The following is a 19145-nucleotide window of genomic DNA, read 5'->3' on the forward strand; positions in this document are numbered from 1 at the left end:
TCTTTTACTTGATTACTCGAATTTACAAAATCCAATAATTTAATTCTAATATTTAAGCCATTTATATAACTCTTTCCAAGTTGGTTTTTTACCATACATTAAAATTCCTACTCGATAGATTTTACTGGCAAACCAAACGACACCTAAAAAAGTTCCAAAAAGTAATGTTATAGAAACTACCAATTGCCAGATAGGTACTCCAAAAGGAATACGCATCAACATTACAATTGGAGATGTAAATGGAATCATAGAAAAGAGAGTTGCTACTGTACCGTGCGGATCATTTACTACTGTAAAGAACCCAACATAAATACCCAACATCAAAGGCATAATAATAGGTAACAAAAACTGTTGTGAATCTGTTTCTGAATCAACAGCTGCTCCAATGGCTGCATATAAGGAACTATATAAGAAATAACCTCCTATAAAATAAATTAAAAAGAAAACAAGGGTAGTTAAAACAGGTATTTCGTTATAGTAAAGATTTATCTTTTCAATCATAGAAGCTATATTTCCTGCTTGTGAAGGTAATTGTTGCATAGTATCATGTACAGCATTGACTGAATTACCTAAAAACATTGAAGAGCCAAACAACAATAATAAACCTAACACAACCCAAATTGCAAATTGTAATATTCCTGCTAACGAATTTCCTATAATTTTTCCCATCATTAATTGATATGGTTTTACTGATGAAATAATTACTTCTATAATTCTAGATGTTTTTTCCTCTATAACACTACGCATTACAAAATTTCCATAAATAATAATGAACATCATTATTAAATATCCAAAAGCACCTCCGAAAAATATCTTTATTTCGTTTAAATATTTTAAGCCTTCTTCCCCTGAAAATTTTGTGATATGAAGTTCTGATTCCACCTTTGCTTTTTCAATTTTATTAGAATCAAAACCTAATGATTGCAAATTTTCTTTAGTCAAATGAGTATCTACTACTTTTTCAATATTTGCAACAAATTCTAAATTGGGGCTCTCATCTGAAATGTATTCGACTTTATTTATTAGGTCTTTTGAATTAGATACTTTTGGTATGTAAATTAATCCTTCAAAATCTTTTGATGCTGTTTTTTTGGCTAAATCAAAAGGCATTTGAGATAAGTCTGTGTATTTTATTTCTTTATTATTTTTAAAGTCTTCTTTTAAAATTCCAGCTTTATCATGAATTGCAACTTTCTTTATTTCTCCTTTGTTTATATTAGCTAAAACTCCTATTAATATTGACATTCCTAAAAGTAACAAAGGACTCAAGAAAGTCATTACAATAAATGATTTATTGCGAACTTTGGCAATAAACTCTCTTTTTATAATTAAACTCAATATATTCATATTTCGTAAATTTTAATTTTCAAATCACCAAACAAATAAAATAACAAGTGGTAAATTCTAAAATAGAAGCTTTAAAAGTTTCATTTGTTATTTTAAATTTTGTTTTATGTTATTTTTTATTGGTTACTGTTTGGATAAAAATATCATTAATTGATGGTATATTTTCTGCAAAATGTGTTACCTGCCCATTTTTTATTAAAATTTCTAACAATTCATTTTGTTTTCTATCTCCTAGATCAATTTCTAATTTAAGATCGTTATTTAGTGATTTGAAAGCTGTTTGTCCGATAGTAAATTTTTGTGTTAATTCATACATTAATTTTTCTACATTATCGGATAAGATTCCTACTTGAAATTTGTGTGTGCGATATTCTTTTTTAACATCACTTACTTTGCCTTCAATAAGTTTGTTTGATTTATGAATAAGCGCTATATAATCACACATTTCTTCTACGCTTTCCATACGATGAGTTGAAAAAATGATGGAGGTCCCTTGTTTGTTTAATTCAATAATTTCATCTTTTATTAAATTAGCATTTACAGGATCAAAACCTGAAAAAGGTTCATCTAATATTAGTAATTTAGGTTGATGTAAAATGGTGACTATAAACTGAATTTTTTGTGCCATTCCTTTGGATAGTTCTTGTATTTTTTTGTCCCACCATCCTTCAATACCTAGTTTTTCAAACCAATATTTGAGTTGCTTTTTTGCTTCTGTATGAGGCATTCCTTTTAATTGTGCTAGATATAAAGCTTGCTCTCCTACTTTCATTGTTTTGTACAAACCTCGTTCTTCAGGCATATATCCTATATACGATACATGATGGGGGGCTAATTTTTCAGCATCCAAGAATACTTCTCCGCTATCGGGCATTGTGATTTGGTTGATAATACGGATCAAGGATGTTTTTCCTGCTCCGTTAGGACCTAAAAGTCCATAGATACTGCCTTTAGGAACTTGTAAGGAAATCGAATTCAGTGCAGTATAATTACCGTATTGTTTCACTACATTATTTACTTCAAGAATATTATTCATTATATAAGTTTGAGTCGTTTTCTTTGTTTCTATGTCAAGTTGTAAAAATAAATAATTAGTTGTTGATAAACAGAAAATTTTACAAAAAATCCCAACTTTCAGTATCAAAAGCTGGGATTTATTTTGAATTTTTTATTTACAATGTTAAAGTATTTAAAAATTACGAGAACATATCTTTTACTTTCTCAAAAAAAGATTTGTCTGTTTTTTCGGGCTTTGGATTAAAATTTGGGTTTTCAAGATTTTCTTCAAAGAATCTTTTTTGTTCTTTTGAAAGGTTTTTAGGTGTCCATACATTGATATGTACTAACATATCTCCATTACCGTAACTATTCAGACTTGGAATTCCTTTTCCTTTTAGACGTAAAATCTTACCTGATTGAATACCTTCTTCTAACTTAATACGTACTTTACCTGTAACTGCATCAATTTCTTTTGATACACCTAATACAGCTTCGGGATAACTTATATATAAATCATAATGTAAATTTTCTCCTTCTCGTTTTAGGGTAGGATGTTCAATTTCTTCAATTGCTACGATTAAATCGCCTGCTACTCCATTACCAGGTGCATCATTTCCTTTACCAGCTACTTTTAATTGCATTCCATCTACTACACCTGCTGGAATTTTGATAGATACGGTATCGTCTTCTAGGATCATTCCTTGTGAGTCTGCATTAGAAGGTTTTTTATCAATCATTTGACCTAAACCTCCACAAGAAGGACAGGGAGAAGCTGTTTGCATTCTACCCAAGATCGTATTTTGTATTTTAACTACTTGACCTGAGCCATTACAGGTTGAACAAGTTTTGTAGGTAACTCCTTCTGCTTGTGTTTTTCTTTTTACTTTTATTTTTTTTTCAACACCTGTAGCTATTTCTTCTAGTGTTAACTTTACTTTAATACGAAGATTACTTCCTTTTGCACGGCGCTGACCGCCTCCACCTCCAAAACCGCCGAAGCCGCCGCCAAAAGCACTTCCAAAAATATCTCCAAATTGGCTAAAGATGTCATCCATATTCATGTGATGACCTCCAAAACCTCCTGCTCCATCAAATGCTGCATGACCATATTGATCATATTTTGCACGTTTATCAGCATCACTTAATACTTCATAGGCTTCTGCTGCTTCTTTAAATTTTTCTTCTGCTGCTTTATCTCCAGGATTTTTATCTGGATGAAATTCAATCGCTTTTTTACGATATGCTTTTTTAATTTCTGATTCTGAAGCTCCTTTGTTAATGCCTAATATCTCGTAAAAATCTTTCTTGCTCATAATTTAAATTTGAAATTTGAAATTTGAAATTGTTTACCAATGTCTAATCTCAAATTATTAATTCCCTATCACTACTTTAGGAAAACGAATAATTTTATCACCTAGTTTATATCCTTTTTCAACGATATCTACTATTTTTCCTTTTAGATCATCACCTGCTGGAATTTGGGTAATTGCTTCTGCGTAATCAGCATCAAATAGATCGCCTTGTTTTATTTCAACTTCATTTAATCCTTTTGAAATTAATGTTGATTTAAATTTCTCGTGAATCAATTCAACTCCTTTTACTAATGCTTCATCTTCTGATTTTGAAATTTGAACCCATGCTCTGTCAAAATCATCTAAAACAGGTAACATTGCTTGTAAAACTTCTTGTCCTGCTGTTTTAAATAATTCTATACGTTCTTTAGATGTACGTTTTTTATAATTTTCAAATTCTGCAAAAAGACGTAAAAACTTATCTTTTTCGTTTGCTAATTCTTCTTGTAATTTTTCTTCAACAGTCAAATCAGTAGCTTGATTTGCTTCTGCTTGTTTTTCTTGAGTTTCTTCTGTATTATTTAATTCTAGTTCTTTTTCTGTATTTTCGGCACTCATTATCTTGTCTTTTTTTAATTGCGATTGCAAAAGTATTGCCAAAAAATTAAAAATGCCAAATTGTCACTTTTTATCTTTATTTAAATTGTAAATAAAAAAGGCTTTTTGTAAATTAGTAACTAATAATCAACACTTTAATCACCATGAAAAAGTTACTCTTCTTTTTTTCTTTGTTTGTCATTTTTCTATTTAATTCTTGTAAAAAGGAAAGCACAGAGATTCATAACAGTTATCTAACTCATTTACCTCAAGTAAAAGGAACAAAATATGAAGTAGACACATTAAGTTCTATAATTTATTGGGGTGGCTTTAAACCTTCTAAAAAACATACTGGTTTCTTAAAATTAAAAGAAGGTATTTTTATATACAATCTAGATTCTATTGCTTTAGGTCGTTTTTATATGAATATGAATTCTATAACGGTAACGGATTTAAAGAATAAAAAAGACAAAAATAAGCTAGAAAACTATCTGAAAGGGTTTACTAATAAAAACATTAAGGATCATTTTTTTAATGTTTCTAAATTTCCTATTTCTGATTTTAGAATTACTAGTTCTGAGTTAAAGAAAAACAAAACCATAATCTATGGAAATTTAACAATTAAAGGCATCACTAAGTCTGTTAATTTTCCTGCAAAAATTAGTTTTCATAATAATCAAATGAATCTAAAAAGTGACACATTACAATTAAATAGGACATATTGGAATGTTTGTCATGGATCAAACGGTATTTTTAATAACTTAAAAGATGATTTTATAAGTGATTACATTCAGATACAGGTAAATATAGTAGCTAGAAAAATAAATTAGACTAAACCTGCTACTAAAATTATTTTAATAAATTACCCAATGCCTCCTCTAGATTAGTATACTGAAATTGAAATCCTTTTTGTTCAATTTTTGCCGATGATACACGTTGCGAATCATATAACAACACGTGCTTTTCACCTAGAATTAATTTCATTAATAATTTGGGTAAGGTAAGTATAATAAGGGGAGGTTCTTTAATTTTTGTTAAACTAAAAATAAACTCTTTGTGTGTAACTGGATCTGGTGCTACTGCGTTATAAACTCCTTGTAATTGAAAATCTAGTGCAAAAACAAACAATTTTGCTAAATCTTCTATATGTATCCAAGATTGCCATTGCTGTCCTGACCCAAACAGGAGTCCTAAACCTGCTTGTAAGGGATTAAGAATTTTAGGTAATACGCCTCCTTTTTGAGACAAAACTAAACCAATTCGTAACTTACATACTTGTATTCCTAGCTCTGCAAAGTTGTCTATGCTTTCTTCCCATTTTTTTATTACATTAGACAAAAAGGAATCATCAAAATCTAAAAAATCTTCTGTATAATATTTTTCTACAGAAGATGGGTAGACACCTATAGCAGAAGCTGAAATTATGTTTTTTACTTGATTTGGGGTATTTTGCAAAAGCTCATATAATATTTGCATAGGAATTACACGGCTGTTTATTATTTCTTGTTTATACCCTGATGTCCATCTTTTACTTATGGAAGCTCCTGCTAAATGAATTATGGAATCCACTCCCTCTATACAAGCTAAATCTATTTTACCTTTTCGAGGATTCCAATAAAACCCTTTTGTTTTATTAGAATGTATTAACTTATCTTTAGAAGTGGTCAGATAATGCACAAAAACATCCTTTTCATGCAAAATCTTTATAATTTCTTTACCTACTAAACCTGTAGCTCCTGTAACTAAAACTTTCACTATCTTTTTTATACAAATTTAACGACAGAAAAAATGTACTTTATCTTATTTAGCATTAGTTTAACTATTTAGAATATTATTTCTTTACACGAACTGTCCATTCAAAATCCATAACAGAAACCTGGTCTCCTTTTTGATCTGTACCAATAGACTTCATCCAAAAAGTTTGTCCTTCTCCTGTAGCAATTGTATTTTTTATTGCTTCTTCAATCAAACGTCCGTCATTACAAGTAAATGTAATTCTACCAGTAGCTTTTTTGGTAAAAGTTCCTTTATTATTTGCTACTAACATTGAAATATTTCTACCGCTTTCTTTAATTTGCTTCATCACTAAAGCCCCTGTTGTTAGCTCTGCTGCCATGGCTTGAACTGCAAAATACATAGAATTAAATGGATTTTGATTAACCCATCTATGCTTAACGGTTGCTTGACATACATAATCTTCTATAGTTTTAACTCTAACACCACTCCAAAAAGCTGAAGGTAATTTAAAGAAAAGAAATAAATTTAATTTAGTTGATGTAAATTTCATATTTATTTTAATTTATAATATTATGTTTTTGACTTGTTTAATTTAAATAAAATACACTTAATACAAAGCTATGATTTGGCTAATCTACAAAAAATACTATGCGTGCCTAGTTTTTTAAAATGTTAATTTTTTGTTAAATTAAACTACTTTGCTTTACATAGTACCTTTTTTTTACATTATCTTTGTATAAGAAATTAATAAGTTTAAAAAAGTATTAGCTTTATCAAACAACTATATAAAACATCATCAATCAAAAATTATATTTATGGAAACATTACCAATTACAAAACAAGAAAAAAACTATGCTTCAATTACACATTTGAGTGCTTTTGCTAAATTTATTTTTCCTTTAGGAAATTATATTATTCCTGTTATTTTATGGACTTCAAGAAAAAAAAATTCTTTTTTCGTTAATTTTCATGGTAAACAAATCATCAATTTTCAACTCAGTATTTTAGTTTACACGATTGTAATGATTATGATTTCTATTCCTTGTATAATAGGGAGTATATTAAGTAATTTTTCTTGGAAAGAAATAGAAAGGGGAGATATAATATTTGAAGACTTAGATTTTTTAAATCTATCAACTATAGGTGTATTTGGTTTGATTATTCTTGGTCTTACTATATTATTAAAAATAATAGAATTATTTTATATAATATATGGGGCGATTAAAGCTGAAGAAGGAGCTTATTTTAAATATCCTATAACTATCAACTTTTTTAAATAATGAAGATAAGAGAGTTTATTTTTTTTAGTCTTTTAAGTTTTTCTTGTTTTTCTCAATCGGATAAGGAAATTATACAAGAAATACAAACTTTAGACACTGAATTTTGGAAAAGTTATAATTCTTGTAACACAATAAATATAGCACAATATATTTATGATGATATAGAATTTTATCATGACAAAGGAGGTATAACATTAGGAAAAGAAAATTTAGTAAGTTCTATTAAGAATAATTTATGTTCAAATAACAATTATAAAATAAGACGAGAGTTAGTTAAAGGGACAGAACATTTTTCTATATTATATAATCAGGAAAAGCCTTATGGTCTTATACATAGTGGAGAACATATTTTTTTACTAACAATAAATCAAAATAGAGAGTATGCTGATGGAAAAGCTAAGTTTATACATCTTTGGCTACTTGAAAACAATCTATGGAAAATGAAAAGAATTTATAGCTATAATCATCAACCAATAAAATAAAAAGTTTCAATCAATCAATCAATCAATCAATCAATCAATCAATCAATCAATCAATCAAAAATGAACAGTTTAACAACAAAAAAGGAATCTTATGAACATTGAGAATACAAAAGCTCAGATGCGCAAAGGAGTTTTAGAGTTTTGCATCTTGTCTGTATTAAAAGAACAGGATGCTTATACCTCCGAAATCCTAGATACATTGAAAAATGCCAAATTACTGGTAGTAGAAGGTACCGTATATCCATTATTAACAAGACTAAAGAATGATGGTTTGTTAACTTACCGATGGGAAGAATCTACCTCAGGACCACCAAGAAAATATTATGGTTTAACAGAAGAGGGTAAAAATTTTTTAAAAGAACTAAGCATAACCTGGAATGAACTTGCGGGTGCAGTAAACACTATAACATCACAAAACTAAGACTTATGAACAAGACAGTAAATATGAATTTAGGTGGTTTCTTCTTCCACATTGATGAAGATGCGTATCAAAAATTAAATAGATATTTCAACGCTATACGTAACTCGCTTTCTATTGAAGGACGAGATGAAATTATGAATGATATTGAGAGTAGAATTGCAGAACTTTTTTCTGAAAAACTAGGCAGTAATAAACAAGTTTTAAGTTTAAATGATATAGATGATGTGATTACTATTATGGGGCAACCTGAAGATTATAAAATAGAAGAAGAACCTCTTATTAGCCCTAATTATACTCATACTGAAAAAACTAAAAAATTATACAGAGACAAAGAAACAGCTGTGATTGCGGGAGTTTGTTCTGGTTTGGGGCATTATTTTGGAATAGATCCCGTATGGATTAGAATTGCTTTAACCTTACTAGTTTTTGCTGGTTTTGGTATAGGCTTATTAGCTTACATCATCTTATGGTTAGTTACTCCTGAAGCTATAAGCACTTCTGAAAAACTAGAAATGAAAGGAGAACCTATTACTATTTCAAATATTGAGAAAAAAGTAAAAGAGGAATTTGAATCTGTTTCAGAAAAATTTCAAAGGGCTAATTATACCCAAATGGGAGAAAACGTAAAATCAGGAGCACAAAGAGTAGGAAGTACTTTAGGTGATATTATTGTAAACATCATGAAAGTATTTTCTAAATTTATAGGTGCCATGATGGTATTTACTGGCGGGATTACTATTATTGGATTATTAATTGGATTTTTTACTTTAGGATCTACTTCTTTTATGAAGTTGCCTTGGATTGAGTATTTTGAATCATTTAATTATACAAGTACATCATTGTGGATCATTTGTTTAGTATCCTTTTTTGCTGTAGCTATTCCCTTTTTTTGCTTATTAATTTTAGGATTAAAAATATTAATTCCTACTATTAACTCTATAGGAAATGTTGCCAAACTAACTTTATCGGCTATTTGGTTAAGCTCTATCATAGGTCTTATTACTTTAGGAATTATAACTTCTAGTGAATTCGCGTATGAAAACAAGGTTGTTTACAAAAGTTATTTAAATCAAAATTTTAAGACAAACGATACCTTAACTATTAAATTTAAAAACAATGAGTATTTTTCTAAAGATGTAAATGATAGAACAGACTTTGAACTAGTACAAGATTCTTTAGGTCATGAATATATTTACTCTAACAATATTGAATTAGAATTAATGCCTACTGATGAAACAAAACCTTATATACAAATTGAGTATACTGCCAAAGGTAAAACTTTATCGGAAGCTCGAAAAAATGCGAATAGAATAGGATATAAATTCAGAAATGACGATGCTAATCCTCATCTTTTGAGTCTTGAAAACTATTTTTTAATAGATCCAAAATATAAATTTCGAGATCATCAAGTTAGAATTTTTTTATTTGTTCCTAAAGGAATGTATATAAAACCTGATAGTTCTTTAAAACATTACGATATAACAAGTGGGGATTACTTTAGATTTTATACTTCTTCTAATGACTATATATATGAAGTGGAGGAAAATAAAATAAGATGTAAAAATTGCCCAAGGAATCTATTAGACGATGAAGATCAAGAAGATGAACTAAATGATGATGCAACTGTCATTTTAAACGGAAATGGTTTACAAATAAAAAAAGATACTACTATTACAAATACTCAAGATATTAAAGAATTAAAAATAAGTAAAGACGGTATCATCATTAAAACCAACTAAATTCAAAAGACTGAAATTGTATAAAATTGATTATGCTCGTAGGGAAAATATTAGAAAATTAAATAATTCTATAACATGGAAATATAAAGATTGTATTTTTATTTACACAATACAAGATTATTTCTATCTTAAATTAATATCTGTTTTTCAATAATAATTCTCCCTTTTTCTTTGATAAAAAATTATAAAAACAAAATAACATTATGATAAAACTTATGATTCATCTAGCCAAAATAATCGTAACCTTTATAATTGCTTTCATCTTTGGTTCTTGTAATTTAAATATTAATAAAAAATCTATAAAAGGCAATGGTAAAGTCATAATAAAAGATAGACAATTAAGAGGGTTTAATAAAATATCTATTTCAGAAGGTTTAAAATGCGAAATAACACAAGGTCCTAACTTTAAAGTAATGGTAGAAGCGGATCAGAATATATATGATGATATACTAACCGAAATAGAAGATAACACGCTAAAAATAAGTTCTGAAAATGGGAACTACATTAATATCAAAGCAAATAAAATTCATATAACACTCCCTTTTATTGAAGAATTGGAAGCTTCTAGTGCTGCTGAATTAAAAACAAAAGGCATCATAAAAAGCAATAATATTAAGTTAATTACAGATAGTAGCGCTGATCTAACAGCTTTAATAGAATCTGAAAAAATAACAATAGATGCTAGTAGTAGTAGTACAATAACGGTTTCGGGTAAAGCAATAAAACTTACCATTGATTCATCTAGTAGTAGTACTGTAAATGCTCGTAATTTACTTGCTAATGATATTATTGCAAATAGCTCTAGTAGTAGTGAAATACGAGTTCATCCTCTAATTTCATTACATGCAGACGCTTCTAGTAGTAGTAGTATTTATTATGCTGGATCTCCCAAAATAAAAAATTTAAATGATTCTTCTGAAGGAACAATTGAAAAACAATAACTTATAATCTCTTCTGTACTTTTTAAAAAGTCAATAAATAGAAGTAGTTAACCTTAAAAATCATTCCTTAGATCAGAATGATTTTTTTTTATATTTGTATTTTACCAAATTCTACAAAAATGAAAAAAATTAGCTTATTATTTATTAGCCTTATGACAACCCTTGCTTTCTCTCAAAACAAAGAAAGGATTAAGGGAACCAAAATGGTGAAAACTGAAAAATATGGAACGGAAGTGTTTGAAGAAATTGAAATAGAAGATAACTTAGAGGTTTATTTAATAAAAGCTGACAAAAATGCAATTGAAATTGAAGCTGATGATAATTTACATGATGTTATAGATCGTAAGATTTATGGAAAAACGTTACGCCTTAATACCAACAAAGAAATAGCTACTTATAAAAAAATTGATGTTCGTGTATTTTATACTGATAGCTTAAAACTAATTAACGTTAAACATCATGCAAAACTCAACGCCTTTAATGATTTAAATGTAAAAAAACTCACACTTAAAGCATTAGACTATTCAAAAGTATCAATAAATGCCACAATTCCTAATTTTACTTTAATCAGTAATGACAAATCTAAAATAGAATTAAACTACAAAGGAACCAATGCAATTGTAGAAATGAGTAAAAATGCTGATTTAAAAGCTTTAATAAATGCTAATACTTTAAAAATAGATATGTATCAAAAATCCTCAGCAGCTATAGAAGGAGATACAAATGAACTAAAACTACGATTAGACAATAATACTAAATACGAAGGAAAAAATCTAGCTTCAAAAAGTACTACATTAACCGTTGAAGGATATACTGATTGTGATATATCTACAAATGGTAAATTGTCTATATCTGCGTCAGGAAAAAGTAAATTAGCCATTTACGGAGAACCTAAAATTGAAATCCTAAAATTTGCAGACGAAGCAATCTTAATGAAAAAAACAAAGTAATTGAGATTCCAAAAAACGACACTATCCCACAAAGTGTGTAAGTTAAAAGTTAAGGCTTGGGTTTTATAATCTGAGCCTTTTTCAAATATAAGAGTAAATTGATTTAAAACAATAATTCATCATCTCTTACCTCTTAAAAGATATCAATGATAAAATTATGTAGTTTCTCCTTTAAGGTTTAAATAAAAGAATACAATCTTTCACACAGGCACTTAAAAGATTCATCATTTCAAAGGCTGTCCAAAAAAATTAAGGACAGCCTTTTCATAACCAAAATATTTGAACAACCTTAAAAATTATATAGTTAGTACTGTAAAGATACACATATCTTAAAAATACATTTCTATAATCATATAACCACTTTATTTTTTCACTTTAAGGCTTCTTAATTAAAATTACTTAACAAGTCTTGTCGTAAAAATTTTGTTATCTGTATTTATTTTTATCACATAAATACCTTTGTTTATATTTTCTGGCAAATCTATTTCTAACTGATTTACTATTGAATTAATATTTTTATGATAAACCATCTGACCTGTAGAATTTAAAATTTCAATTTCTTTAAATGCTCTCGGTTCTGGTGTTTCTATAGTTACTTTTGAATTTGTCAAAACAGTAGGATATATATTAAAAGAATCGTTTTTAAATTCTTCATTAGACAACACCTTTTTTTCTAATTTTTGTTTATAAATTTCTATTTCTCGTTCGTATCTATTAACAACCTTATATTTCAAAAATACTCTATAATAATCTCCTTCTAACGTTTTTACGTAAAATTTCTTTTTAGACATTGTATATGATGGATTATAAAATTCAAAATTAAATTCCTTCCAATCATAGCCAATAACATTCATATCTTCTTTATATGTTAAATTTTCGAAATTAGAATTAATAATTTGATCTTCTTCTAAAACTTCTGCTACAACAATTCCATACTTATGTAAACAACCTGTAACTGTATACATATAATCACTAGGTCTAATTTCAGCTTTATTTAAATTTTGATCATAAGTCGTAAATAAGAAATCCCATGATTGAGGCTCTTCATCCACAACAGAATGAGTCTCTAGATTATAATACACAAATTTATTTCCTGAATTTCTATAATCTAAATCATTTATTACTTCTGTTTTTTCTGGTCCCCAATCATTTCCATCAAATTTTGAATAAGTAAAGACGTAATTTCTAAAACGAGAATTAATTTTTAATTTATAATAATTCCCTTTCCAAGCTCCATTTATAAAAGTCGAATGTTTTATAATAAAAACACGATTTCCATTAACCTTATGTGTCTTTATATCATAAGCTCCCCAACCTATATAATATTTATGAGGATTGGTTTGATCATCCCAATAATCATTATTTAGTGCCCCTATATTCCAATCTACAGTACTATTATAGAGTTCATTATCATTCCCTCTTGCCAATGAATTATAATTATCTTTCGTTACTTGACTTAATTCCGTTTTATCTGTTTTATAAACAGTACATATTGCACTACTGGTATTAACTCTAATTCCAAAACCTCGATCATTATCTATTTGAAAAGCCAGATGCCAATTAATTTCATTTTTGATATTTTTTATAACTCCTGAATTTAGCTTATAATAGGCCTTATTTTCTCCATCATTTCCTAAATTAATTTTTTCAACAATTGGGTTATAAGCTATTTGAGTATAAGAACACCAATTGAAAATCATCAATAAAAATAGTTTTATTGTTTTCATATATATAGTTTTAAATTATTTTCTAGTTGTTTTTCTTTAAGCTAGAAGAAAAGACTATCTCAAAATCAATACTTAGTTTGTAATTCTAACATAAAAGATTAAAATCATATCGTAATCTCAACTGTGAAATGATTCTATTTTATTCTTTGAAATTGTATTTTCAAATAAGTTTTAATTTATAATAAAGAATATTGAATTTTGGTATTCCCTCTTTCTCCTTTATCATTAGTCATTGTAAGAAATTTTATTTTATAATAATTAGATTCAATATCTTTTAAAACATAAAAACGGTCTGTTTTGATACTTGGTAATCCTCCAAATTGAGATCCTCCTACCCTCCAATTAGAACCTATTATCCTTTGATCCTTTTTAGAAGGTATAAGATTAGATTCTATTACATTTTCTTTTTTAAATTTTTCATAAGTATATTCCGATGTATTTACTTCATATACCTGTGTTCCTCCTTTCATATTAGAAATAACAAAATCTGCAAACCCATAAGTCACAATATCATCTCCCGATAAAATATAATTAGTGAAAGTAGTAAAACATAAATCCCATGATTCCTTTTTAGGTTCTACAACTACAACCTCATCTTTAAATAGGCTGAAAAAAGTAAAATTGTATGACCTATCTTTATCTATTATTTTTTCTTTAAAATCTTTATCTAATAAATCAGCATATTGAATTTTATATCCTCCATTATTAGCTCTTAATATTCTAATTTTTTTCCAGCCTCTTGCTTTTCCTTCTGTACTAACTGAACCTATTGCAGGTGTGTTTGTAGAAACTTCAAAACCTAGATTGAGCAGGTACACTTTGTTTTCGTTATCAACCGCAGAAATTTCTGCTATTGCAGTTCCTTCTCCTTTTCCTTTACCATTTAAAACACCTGTAGCATCATCACAGTATCCATTTTTAGCTAAATTAAACCCTCCTAAAGAGACTACATTTTTATCCGAGTTTTGGACTAAAGTTATATCTGTTTGATCTGTTTTTTTAACCGCCATAAAAATAGAACTGTTCAAAATTACTCTAAAACCATCTCCAGAATAAAAACCTAAATCCCATGTTGCTCTATTTACAACTTTAGATGTCTCTTTACTCAAATCTAAAAAAACCTGATTAGGCTGATTAGGACCTCCTATCTCTGGTTTTAAAATTTCTTCTTTAGAGATTACGGTCTTTGTTTTTTCATCTATTGTTTCTTTTGAACAAGAGATAAAAAATGTAGTTAAATACAGTAGTAATAGTCCTTTTTTCATATAGATTATTGTTATTGTTTATTAATTATTTTTATTGCTCATTTTACCTTATCTTTTTGTTTAAAAATTTAGGTTATATACTATTTTTACAAAAAAGGAACGACCATAAGCTAACATCAGTTGAGAGTTTCTTGCATGTCCTCTAGATTGCTCCATTCCTGACTGATTTATATTAGTTATGTTCAATATATTTCTAGCTCCCATACTAGTTTCTACTTTGTCTTTAAAAATCTTTTTTTGCAAAGTAAAGTCTAGCCAATTAGAAGAATCTACTGTTGAAACTTCATATTTAGTTGCTCCTTCTATTAGTTGCTGAACCCTTCCGTTATATTTATAATAAAGAGACACATTTAATTCTGGTTTTGAAAAAGAATAAGATAGGCTTGCATTGCAATTAAAAGAATACAAATAATCTTTATTGGAAGAAAAAACTTGGTTATCTATTTTTTGAGAAATCCCTACTAAAGAGGCTCCCAAACTAGCTGATACTTTTTGATTTTTCAGCTGGGTTAGAGCGGCTATATTAAGTATACTATATTTACTAATATTAATATATTGATATTCTGGATTACCTGTATCTGGATTAAATCGGGACAAAACCATATCTATTTTATCCTTTAAATCAATAAAACTAGTAGACAACTGATTAGAGAAAATGGTATTTTTTTTAAACTCTTGTACTCGTTTTAGACTAGCTTCATAAGAAGTACTGGTTTCTGGAATCAATTTTTCATTACCTGAAAAAAAATGTCCATCAAAAATTTGTTTAGAATAAAGTTCAGTAAAATTTGGGGTCCTATAAGAAGTGCCATAAGATAATCGCATCTCTACTCCTTTGTTAAACAAATGACGCAAAGCTAATGAGGAAGCATATTGATCTTGAAATAAAGATTGAATTGAAAAGCGTAAACCTGGTTTAAGAGAAAATTTATCTGTAATTGACAATTCGCTAGAAACATAAAAATCATAATTATTAATTCTTTTTTCAATAGGCTCCAAAACATTATTCTCCTTCTGAATCAAAGAAAATCCTTTATTAGAAACTATTTCGTATCCTAACAATAGATCTGCTTTATCAGTATTAAAAAAATTACTCAAAGAACCTGTACTATAATAAACCTCCATAGACTGATCCTTAAAAAGATCATTATTTAGTTCATTTTTATCGTATAAATTAAATTTAAAATTCTCTAATTTTCGTTCCTGTTTTTGATAAGAAAATGATCCCGTATAATTAATTTTTGAAAAAAAACGTCCCGAAAGATTTAAATTATGAAAAATTCTATTTACAAAATATCGTTTATCATTAGCGTAACGATAATACCCGAAATCATCATTATATCCTGATTGAACTGTACTGTTATAAAATCGAACCAATTCATTAAACATTTCTAATTTGTAATTCAAATCAAAATTATTAGCATGATAAACAACTGTTGTCGTTCCATTTAATTGTTCTTTAGGTAACCATCTTAATCCTCTAGTCCCATCATTTTCCCTATAAAACTTACCTTGCTTTGTATCATAAAACCCTTTAAAATCATTTCTATTAATACCTAAATCAAAATACCATTTACCTTTATAATTATAGGAGAATTTAAAATTTTGTATATGCCTTCCTTTATCAAAAATTTGAAACTCCTTACCTATAGTTTCTTCCTGAATTCCCATACGTAAAGCAAATTTCCCTGAAAGCTTCTTTTTTGTAATAATATTTAAAACTCCCGTAACAGTATTAGCCCCATGCGTAACACCCATAGATCCCTCTACAATTTCAATTCGTTCTATATCATTTAAATTAATTTGAGAAAGATCTATATTATTCCCTAAACCATTTTCGTTAATTAGCGGTACATTATCTACTAATATTTTAAAATACTGTCCATCTAATCCAAATAAAGAAACAGTAGAACGACCACTTGAACCGCTGGGCTGTAATGAAATGTTTAAATACTGATTTAATACATCTGTAAAATTATTTGCTGATAAATTTTGTATATCCTTAGAAGTAATAACTCTTACATTAAAAACAGATTTTTTTAATGATTGAGGAGTAAATTGTCCTGTAATTACTACTTCATCTATTTTTTTTACTCGCAATGAATCCCTAGAATCAATTTGCCCCATTACGATATTACTAAAAACAAAAGGGACAAGCATTATTATTTTATACATGATAGTAAGTGTATTCTTATTTGAGTGCAAATATACTCTTATTTTTATTTATTCTAAATAAATTTAATATATTTGTACAAATTTTTTAAAATACTCTTTACATGAAAAAAACAACTTTAACACTTATTTTAATAAGTCTATTTTCAACAAATTATGGACAAAACAAAAAAGAAGAAGATAGAAAAGCGATCAAATCTATGTGCGGATGCTATGAAGTTGAGTTTAATTTTGCCGAAACATTTAACTACTCAAAAAATAATGACTATAAACCTTCTCCTTCAAAACATGAAAAAGCTATAGAATGGATAGAACTCATTGAAGATGAATCAAACAAAATTTCCTTACAACACTTACTTATTACCGGAACAACAGAAGAATCAATAGTAAAACATTGGAGACAAGATTGGCTATATGAAAATACTGATTTATATCTATTTGATAAAGATCAAACTTGGAAGTACAACAAATTGAATAAAAAACAAGTAGCAGGCCAATGGACTCAAAAAGTATATCAAGTTGATGATAGTCCTCGTTATGAAGGAACAGCGTCTTGGATACACGTTGATGGAAGACATTTTTGGGAGAACACAACAGATGCACCTTTACCTCGTAGGGAACATACTATAAGAAACGATTATAATGTTTTAAAAAGAAATAACATCCATGAAATAAAAGATTTTGGATGGATTCATAATCAAGATAATAAAAAAATAATACGCGAAAATGAAGAAATTGTATTAGCTGAGGAAAAAGGCTATGATGTATACAAAAAAATAGATGATTCAAAATGTACTTTAGCTCAAAATTATTGGAAAAAGAACCGTATCATTTGGAAAAATGTTAGAAATAAATGGTCTACTGTTTTCAATCAAAACAAAGACTTAATACTTAAAAAAGAAAAACAACCTTTATTTACAAAATTATTCGAATTAAAACCAGAATCTTCTCCAGAAGAAATAAGCAATATAATTGATCCATACATTAGTAAATAAATCCTTTTTAAAACCCCGTTTTTAAGTTTTTCTTAATTTCGGGGTTTTCTATTCTAAAAAAAATTGTATTTTTAACTACATAATACTGAATACTCTTTAATATTCTTTTGCAGCCAGATATCTTTCTGCATCAAGAGCCGCCATACAACCTGTACCCGCTGCCGTTATAGCTTGACGATATACATGATCTGCAGCATCACCTGCCACAAAAACACCCGCTACATTCGTTTTAGAAGTTCCAGGAATATTTAATATATAACCCGTTTCATCTAAAGTAATATAATCTTTAAATATATCCGTATTAGGTTTATGCCCTATTGCTACAAAGAAACCAGTAGCAGGGATTTCCGTAATTTCCCCTGTTGATTTATTTTTTGCTTTTACAGCTGTTACCACTTGTCCATCTCCTAGAACTTCTTCTGTTTCTGTGTGCATTAAAATTTGTATATTTTCTGTTTTACGCACACGTTCTTCCATAATTTTTGATGCCCTAAACTGTTCACTACGAACAAGCATTGTTACTTTTTTACACATTTTAGATAAATAATGCGCTTCCTCACAAGCACTATCTCCAGCCCCTACAATGACTACTTCTTGATTGCGGTAAAAGAATCCATCACAAACTGCGCAAGCTGAAACACCTCCCCCAATATTTAAATAATGCTGTTCAGAAGGTAATCCTAAATATTTAGCAGATGCTCCTGTTGAAATAATAACCGTATCACACAAAAGTTCTTTTCCATCATGAATCCATACTTTATGCAAATCACCAGAAAAATCTACTTTAGTAACCCAACCATTACGTATATCAGTTCCAAAACGCTTAGCTTGTGTTTCTAATTGCACCATCATTTCTGGACCTGTAACTCCTTCTGGATAACCAGGAAAGTTTTCTACTTCATTAGTTGTTGTTAACTGACCTCCTGGCTGAGTTCCTTGATATAAAACAGGATTCATATTAGCTCTAGCAGCGTAAACAGCAGCAGTATAACCTGCAGGACCAGAACCTATAATTAAACATTTAATTCTTTCTATTGTATCTGACATAATATTAATTTTTAAACATCAAAAATAATCATTTTAAAACGTAATAAAAGTAACCTAAATTACACTTTTCAATCTATCTATAAATATAAATGATTTCGTTAGTTGTTTTATCGGCACATTCAGAAGTAACCTTACTTTTGTAAAAAAATAAAAC

18 protein-coding genes are annotated in these 19145 nt (G+C 28.2%); 8 read left to right on the plus strand and 10 right to left on the minus strand.

Going from position 1 to position 19145, the window contains the following annotated elements; genetic code table 11:
* Positions 1–45: 45 nt before the first annotated feature.
* The 4 genes from AWN65_RS07905 to AWN65_RS07920 all read right to left on the minus strand — a co-directional run bounded on the left by AWN65_RS07905 (position 46) and on the right by AWN65_RS07920 (position 4256).
* On the minus strand, positions 46–1347 hold the full coding sequence (locus AWN65_RS07905; protein WP_060382666.1) for an ABC transporter permease: 1302 nt from the start codon (positions 1345–1347) through the stop codon (positions 46–48).
* A 109-nt stretch (positions 1348–1456) separates the two neighbouring features.
* Positions 1457–2383, minus strand: coding sequence for an ABC transporter ATP-binding protein (locus AWN65_RS07910; protein ID WP_060382667.1), 927 nt, complete (start codon positions 2381–2383; stop codon positions 1457–1459).
* Positions 2384–2543: 160 nt separating this feature from the next.
* Positions 2544–3659: a molecular chaperone DnaJ gene (gene dnaJ / locus AWN65_RS07915; protein WP_060382668.1), complete on the minus strand. Its 1116-nt coding sequence runs from the start codon at positions 3657–3659 to the stop codon at positions 2544–2546.
* A gap of 57 nt (positions 3660–3716) precedes the next feature.
* A complete protein-coding gene (locus tag AWN65_RS07920) occupies positions 3717–4256 on the minus strand; it encodes a nucleotide exchange factor GrpE (RefSeq protein WP_060382669.1) in 540 nt (179 codons plus the stop codon).
* Positions 4257–4399: 143 nt separating this feature from the next.
* On the opposite strand from AWN65_RS07920, the gene AWN65_RS07925 reads away from it, so the two are divergent.
* Positions 4400–5065 carry a YceI family protein gene (locus tag AWN65_RS07925; RefSeq protein ID WP_060382670.1) on the plus strand — a complete coding sequence of 222 codons (666 nt, stop codon included), beginning with the start codon at positions 4400–4402 and terminating at the stop codon, positions 5063–5065.
* A 19-nt stretch (positions 5066–5084) separates the two neighbouring features.
* Here the strand turns inward: AWN65_RS07925 and AWN65_RS07930 are convergent, their stop codons facing one another.
* Positions 5085–5990: a TIGR01777 family oxidoreductase gene (locus tag AWN65_RS07930; RefSeq protein WP_060382671.1), complete on the minus strand. Its 906-nt coding sequence runs from the start codon at positions 5988–5990 to the stop codon at positions 5085–5087.
* Between the two features lie 76 nt (positions 5991–6066).
* Positions 6067–6522, minus strand: a complete 456-nt coding sequence (locus tag AWN65_RS07935) for a DUF4442 domain-containing protein (RefSeq protein ID WP_060382672.1) — start codon at positions 6520–6522, stop codon at positions 6067–6069.
* Positions 6523–6787: 265 nt separating this feature from the next.
* Between AWN65_RS07935 and AWN65_RS07940 the strand changes: the two genes are divergently transcribed.
* The 6 genes from AWN65_RS07940 (at position 6788) to AWN65_RS07965 (ending at position 11785) form a co-directional block, all read left to right on the plus strand.
* A complete protein-coding gene (locus AWN65_RS07940) occupies positions 6788–7252 on the plus strand; it encodes a DUF4870 domain-containing protein (RefSeq protein ID WP_060382673.1) in 465 nt (154 codons plus the stop codon).
* The gene (locus tag AWN65_RS07945) at positions 7252–7734 is read left to right on the plus strand and encodes a nuclear transport factor 2 family protein (RefSeq protein ID WP_060382674.1); all 483 of its coding nucleotides are present in this window, start codon (positions 7252–7254) and stop codon (positions 7732–7734) included. The genes AWN65_RS07940 and AWN65_RS07945 overlap by 1 nt, the downstream gene beginning before the upstream one ends.
* Positions 7735–7825: 91 nt before the next feature.
* Positions 7826–8155 carry a PadR family transcriptional regulator gene (locus AWN65_RS07950; RefSeq protein ID WP_060382675.1) on the plus strand — a complete coding sequence of 110 codons (330 nt, stop codon included), beginning with the start codon at positions 7826–7828 and terminating at the stop codon, positions 8153–8155.
* Between the two features lie 5 nt (positions 8156–8160).
* Positions 8161–9894 (plus strand): PspC domain-containing protein, encoded by a 1734-nt coding sequence (locus AWN65_RS07955; protein ID WP_060382676.1) that lies wholly within the window; start codon positions 8161–8163, stop codon positions 9892–9894.
* A gap of 215 nt (positions 9895–10109) precedes the next feature.
* Entirely contained in the window at positions 10110–10835 is a 726-nt protein-coding gene (locus AWN65_RS07960; RefSeq protein ID WP_158447586.1) for a head GIN domain-containing protein, read from the plus strand.
* 119 nt (positions 10836–10954) lie between these two features.
* Positions 10955–11785 carry a GIN domain-containing protein gene (locus AWN65_RS07965; RefSeq protein ID WP_163444473.1) on the plus strand — a complete coding sequence of 277 codons (831 nt, stop codon included), beginning with the start codon at positions 10955–10957 and terminating at the stop codon, positions 11783–11785.
* A gap of 395 nt (positions 11786–12180) precedes the next feature.
* On the opposite strand, the gene AWN65_RS07970 is transcribed toward AWN65_RS07965, so the two are convergent.
* From AWN65_RS07970 to AWN65_RS07980, 3 genes are all read right to left on the minus strand, one after another.
* Positions 12181–13512, minus strand: coding sequence for a T9SS type A sorting domain-containing protein (locus tag AWN65_RS07970; protein ID WP_081078410.1), 1332 nt, complete (start codon positions 13510–13512; stop codon positions 12181–12183).
* Between the two features lie 176 nt (positions 13513–13688).
* On the minus strand, positions 13689–14777 hold the full coding sequence (locus tag AWN65_RS07975) for an HmuY family protein (RefSeq protein WP_060382680.1): 1089 nt from the start codon (positions 14775–14777) through the stop codon (positions 13689–13691).
* Between the two features lie 60 nt (positions 14778–14837).
* Positions 14838–16952: a TonB-dependent receptor plug domain-containing protein gene (locus AWN65_RS07980; protein ID WP_235588303.1), complete on the minus strand. Its 2115-nt coding sequence runs from the start codon at positions 16950–16952 to the stop codon at positions 14838–14840.
* A gap of 101 nt (positions 16953–17053) precedes the next feature.
* Between AWN65_RS07980 and AWN65_RS07985 the strand changes: the two genes are divergently transcribed.
* On the plus strand, positions 17054–17944 hold the full coding sequence (locus tag AWN65_RS07985) for a DUF6607 family protein (protein WP_060382681.1): 891 nt from the start codon (positions 17054–17056) through the stop codon (positions 17942–17944).
* Positions 17945–18040: 96 nt separating this feature from the next.
* Here the strand turns inward: AWN65_RS07985 and trxB are convergent, their stop codons facing one another.
* Complete coding sequence (trxB, locus tag AWN65_RS07990) at positions 18041–18991, minus strand: thioredoxin-disulfide reductase (RefSeq protein WP_060382682.1); 951 nt, start codon at positions 18989–18991, stop codon at positions 18041–18043.
* Between the last annotated feature and the right edge of the window lie 154 nt (positions 18992–19145).

Source organism: Flavobacterium covae (genome assembly GCF_001534645.1).
Lineage (GTDB): Bacteria > Bacteroidota > Bacteroidia > Flavobacteriales > Flavobacteriaceae > Flavobacterium > Flavobacterium covae.

What these genes read in the sequence shown, in the direction of transcription:
- trxB (WP_060382682.1), bottom strand. Translation starts at nt 18,991, where the DNA reads ATGTCAGATACAATAGAAAGAATTAAATGTTTAATTATAGGTTCTGGT.
- AWN65_RS07940 (WP_060382673.1), top strand. Translation starts at nt 6,788, where the DNA reads ATGGAAACATTACCAATTACAAAACAAGAAAAAAACTATGCTTCAATT.
- dnaJ (WP_060382668.1), bottom strand. Translation starts at nt 3,659, where the DNA reads ATGAGCAAGAAAGATTTTTACGAGATATTAGGCATTAACAAAGGAGCT.
- AWN65_RS07925 (WP_060382670.1), top strand. Translation starts at nt 4,400, where the DNA reads ATGAAAAAGTTACTCTTCTTTTTTTCTTTGTTTGTCATTTTTCTATTT.
- AWN65_RS07935 (WP_060382672.1), bottom strand. Translation starts at nt 6,522, where the DNA reads ATGAAATTTACATCAACTAAATTAAATTTATTTCTTTTCTTTAAATTA.
- AWN65_RS07965 (WP_163444473.1), top strand. Translation starts at nt 10,955, where the DNA reads ATGAAAAAAATTAGCTTATTATTTATTAGCCTTATGACAACCCTTGCT.
- AWN65_RS07985 (WP_060382681.1), top strand. Translation starts at nt 17,054, where the DNA reads ATGAAAAAAACAACTTTAACACTTATTTTAATAAGTCTATTTTCAACA.
- AWN65_RS07950 (WP_060382675.1), top strand. Translation starts at nt 7,826, where the DNA reads ATGAACATTGAGAATACAAAAGCTCAGATGCGCAAAGGAGTTTTAGAG.
- AWN65_RS07955 (WP_060382676.1), top strand. Translation starts at nt 8,161, where the DNA reads ATGAACAAGACAGTAAATATGAATTTAGGTGGTTTCTTCTTCCACATT.
- AWN65_RS07975 (WP_060382680.1), bottom strand. Translation starts at nt 14,777, where the DNA reads ATGAAAAAAGGACTATTACTACTGTATTTAACTACATTTTTTATCTCT.
- AWN65_RS07905 (WP_060382666.1), bottom strand. Translation starts at nt 1,347, where the DNA reads ATGAATATATTGAGTTTAATTATAAAAAGAGAGTTTATTGCCAAAGTT.
- AWN65_RS07920 (WP_060382669.1), bottom strand. Translation starts at nt 4,256, where the DNA reads ATGAGTGCCGAAAATACAGAAAAAGAACTAGAATTAAATAATACAGAA.
- AWN65_RS07910 (WP_060382667.1), bottom strand. Translation starts at nt 2,383, where the DNA reads ATGAATAATATTCTTGAAGTAAATAATGTAGTGAAACAATACGGTAAT.
- AWN65_RS07970 (WP_081078410.1), bottom strand. Translation starts at nt 13,512, where the DNA reads ATGAAAACAATAAAACTATTTTTATTGATGATTTTCAATTGGTGTTCT.
- AWN65_RS07945 (WP_060382674.1), top strand. Translation starts at nt 7,252, where the DNA reads ATGAAGATAAGAGAGTTTATTTTTTTTAGTCTTTTAAGTTTTTCTTGT.
- AWN65_RS07980 (WP_235588303.1), bottom strand. Translation starts at nt 16,952, where the DNA reads ATGTATAAAATAATAATGCTTGTCCCTTTTGTTTTTAGTAATATCGTA.
- AWN65_RS07960 (WP_158447586.1), top strand. Translation starts at nt 10,110, where the DNA reads ATGATTCATCTAGCCAAAATAATCGTAACCTTTATAATTGCTTTCATC.